The organism is Mesorhizobium sp. M7A.F.Ca.CA.002.05.1.1, assembly GCF_003998335.1.
Taxonomy (GTDB): domain Bacteria; phylum Pseudomonadota; class Alphaproteobacteria; order Rhizobiales; family Rhizobiaceae; genus Mesorhizobium.
The window spans coordinates 1-3,445 of sequence record NZ_RZQI01000650.1; the positions used below are offsets into that span (position 1 = coordinate 1).

A 3,445-nucleotide genomic window follows, 5' to 3' on the forward strand; every position below is an offset into this window, starting at 1 on the left:
TGCCAGCAGCGCGCCGCCCGTCAGGTCGCGGCCGCCGCGGTCGCCGAAATTCCACAGCCGCGAAAAGGCAAACCCGGCAAACAACAGCGCCATCGCCGCCAGCAGCGCGACAATGCCGAGCACCCACAGAAAGACAGGTGTTTCGACGAGATCGAAGCGATGGCCGACGAAGACCGTCAGCAGCAGCACCAACGAAAAAGCGGCCGTGCGCCGCGACCAGCCGGCCGCCTTCGACGTTTGCCGTTCAGGAATGCTAGCCATCGTTTTCCGTGCTGCCCCAACCCGAACGGAGACTTAGTGCCTTTTTGCGATGGCATGAAGCCGAAACATGCACCATCGCGTCAATCGGTCGGCAGGCGATAGTCCTTGAATTGCTGGCGCAAGGTGATCTTCTGGATCTTGCCGGTTGCGGTGTGCGGAATTTCGCCGACGAAAGCGACATCGTCCGGCATCCACCATTTGGCTACCTTGCCGTCCATGAAGCCGAGAATGTCAGCCTTGGTCGGTTCCTTGCCCGGTTTGCGGACGACGACCAGCAGCGGCCGTTCGCCCCATTTCGAATGCTGAACGCCGATGGCTGCCGCCTCGGCGACATCGGGATGGCCGACAGCCAGGTTCTCGAGGTCGATGGTCAAAATCCATTCGCCGCCGGATTTGATGATGTCCTTGGCGCGATCGGTGATCTGCATGTAGCCGCCAGCGTCGATGTGGGCGACGTCGCCAGTGTCGAACCAGCCATCCTCATCGAACTGCTCCACGCCGGCGTCGCCATAATAGGCACGGGCAACGGCCGGCCCACGCACTTTCAGGCGGCCAAAAGTCTTGCCGTCCCAAGGCTGCTCGTTGTTGTCGTCGTCGGTCACCTTCATTTCGACGCCGAAGGGCGGATAGCCCTGTTTCTGCTGGACGTCGAGCCGGGCTTCGCCCTCAAGACCAGCATGGTCCGGCTTCAGGGTACACAGCGTGCCGAGCGGCGACATTTCGGTCATGCCCCAGGCGTGGATAACCTGGACATCGTAGTTCTGCTGAAACTTGGTCATGATCGCGCGCGGGCACGACGAGCCGCCGATGACGACCTTGTTGAGATAGGGAAGCTCCTTGCCGGTCTCCTCCAGATGCTGCAGCAGCATCATCCAGACGGTCGGCACGGCGGCGCTGAAGGTCACCTTCTCGGTGTCGAGCAGTTCATAGATCGAGGCGCCATCCATCTTGCAGCCGGGCATGACCAGCTTGGCACCGATCATCGGCCCGCTCTGGCCAAGGCCCCAGGCATTGGCGTGAAACATCGGCACGACAGGCAGGATCGTATCGCGCGACGACAGTCCCATGGCGTCGGGCATGGCAGCGATCATGGCGTGCAGCACGTTCGAACGATGGCTGTAGACGACGCCCTTGGGATCGCCCGTGGTCCCGGACGTGTAACACATGCCGGCGGCGGTGCTTTCGTCGAAGGTCTTCCAGGCGAAGTCGCCATCCGCTTCGTCAAGCCAATCTTCATAGGCGACCGTGTTGGGCAATGTCGTCGGCGGCATATGCGCCCTGTCGGTCAGCACGATCACCTGTTTCAGCGATTTGACGGCGCCGGCGATCTTCTCGAGCAGCGGCATGAAAGTCAGGTCGACGAAGACAGCCTTGTCCTCGGCATGGTTCATGATCCAGACGATCTGCTCGGGAAACAGCCGCGGATTGAGCGTGTGGTAGATGGCGCCGATGCCCATGATGCCGTACCAGGCCTCGATGTGGCGCGCGGTGTTCCAGGCCAGCGTGGCGATACGGTCGCCCATCCCATAACCGTCACGCTCCAGCCGCTGGGCGACCTTCAGGGCGCGGCGATGGATGTCGGCGTAGGTGGTGCGCACGATCGGCCCTTCGATCGAGCGCGACACGATCTCGCGCACGCCATGCTGCCGCTCGGCATTGTCGATGAGCTTATGGCAAAGCAGCGGCCATTCCTGCATCAGTCCCAGCATTCGATCCTCCCTCACGCTTTTTGCGTTGTGCTTTTCGAGCTATTGTGGAGCGAACCGGCGGATTGTCCAGCCGCCAGCACCCCTGAGCGCCGCATTGGTGGAAACCGCCACAATCCGGCCATCGTCGGCGTTAAGTTTCGTTAACGGGCAAAGGGGTGCGATTGGCGACTGAAAGAGGTTCGCATGGACGCGCAGCTCGACGACAAGGCTCTCGAGAGTACGCTTGCCGAAAGTCTGGCCGATGTGGTGCCGGACACAAAGACTGTTTCCGAAGATGAATTTGTTGAAGTTGTCGGCGGCGCGCTGGAAGCGGTCGGCGGCACGCTGCTGTTCAAGATGTGCGTCCAGAATCAGGGCGAGGACCAGCACGTCGCGGCCGCGTCAGTCGGCGATGGCGGAAACCGCCAGTTCCTGCTGCTTACCTTGCCTACCGGCGGCGGTTCCCTGAAGGTCGAGACCGTCTCAAGAAGCAGCAACCCGGTCGCCGGGATCGCTGCCGCCTATGCCGGTCTCATGGACGTGTTCAAAGCCGCTGCCTGACCGCTGACGACAATCCCGAGGATTCCAAGGGGCGATCCATCGGCGTCGGCTAAGCAAGTTTTGCGTGTTGGATGGCGATAGCGGCTTGCGCAATGCGCTTGCGCGACACACCTTAAGTCGACGCAAGGAGAGCCCCCCGCATGGATCAGATCGCCAACCCCGCACCCGGTTTCCAACGCAACCCGGACAAAATCATCACTGTCGAGCCCTATGCCGGCACCGTTACCGTGCGTGTCGGAGACGTGGTCATCGCTTCAACAACGAAGGCCAAGGTGCTGACCGAGGCCCCCTATCCGGCGGCCTTCTACATTCCGTTCGCCGACATCGATTTCGGCAAGCTCGGCCGCACCGACCACTCGACCCATTGCCCCTACAAGGGCGATGCAAGCTATTGGAGCGTGCTGCCTGCCGGCGAGACCGGCCAGAACGCCATGTGGGCGTACGAGCGGCCTTTCGACGAAATGGCTGAAATCCGCAACCACGGCGCATTCTACGCTAGCAAGGTCACGATCGAAGCCAAACCGGACTGAGCCAACGCCGAGGGCATCGAGATCCGCTCGGCTGGCCAGTCACTCCGTCGTGCCGTTATTGCCGATGCCCTCGGCATCGTCGAGCCGCACAAAGGTCAAGCCCTTGGCCTTGAGCGCCAGCAGCCCCTGCACCACGCCTTCGCCGGCCGCATGGGTCGGCTGGTTGATGTGCGAGATGATGACGTCGCCATCCTTGGCCGCCGCGATGCGCCGGGCGGTCTCCTTGGCGCCAAGCAAAGAGCCGCCGTCGCCATTTATCGAGAATCCCGCGACCTTGAAGCCAAGCTTGCGGATCATGGCGATTGCCGACGGGCTGTATTCGGCGGTTGCGCCACGAAACCATTTCGGCGCCGGCTCGCCGGTCCCGGTAAGAGCGGCGGCTCCCGATTCGACCTCGGCCAGCAC

General features: G+C 62.2%; 3 protein-coding genes and 2 pseudogenes. 2 read left to right on the forward strand and 3 right to left on the reverse strand.

Annotation, left to right across the window (positions count from 1 at the left end; genetic code table 11):
• Positions 1 to 261 (reverse strand): annotated as a pseudogene (locus EN939_RS25905) (DUF1499 domain-containing protein); the annotation flags it as partial.
• An 80-nt stretch (positions 262 to 341) separates the two neighbouring features.
• Positions 342 to 1,970, reverse strand: a complete 1,629-nt coding sequence (locus EN939_RS25910; RefSeq protein ID WP_127270621.1) for a fatty-acid--CoA ligase — start codon at positions 1,968 to 1,970, stop codon at positions 342 to 344.
• 183 nt (positions 1,971 to 2,153) lie between these two features.
• On the opposite strand from EN939_RS25910, the gene EN939_RS25915 reads away from it, so the two are divergent.
• Positions 2,154 to 2,510, forward strand: coding sequence for a hypothetical protein (locus EN939_RS25915; RefSeq protein WP_023808564.1), 357 nt, complete (start codon positions 2,154 to 2,156; stop codon positions 2,508 to 2,510).
• A 140-nt stretch (positions 2,511 to 2,650) separates the two neighbouring features.
• Positions 2,651 to 3,040, forward strand: coding sequence for a DUF427 domain-containing protein (locus EN939_RS25920; protein WP_127270456.1), 390 nt, complete (start codon positions 2,651 to 2,653; stop codon positions 3,038 to 3,040).
• Positions 3,041 to 3,079: 39 nt separating this feature from the next.
• On the opposite strand, the pseudogene EN939_RS25925 reads toward EN939_RS25920, so the two are convergent.
• Positions 3,080 to 3,445, reverse strand: a pseudogene (locus EN939_RS25925) (polysaccharide deacetylase family protein); the annotation flags it as partial.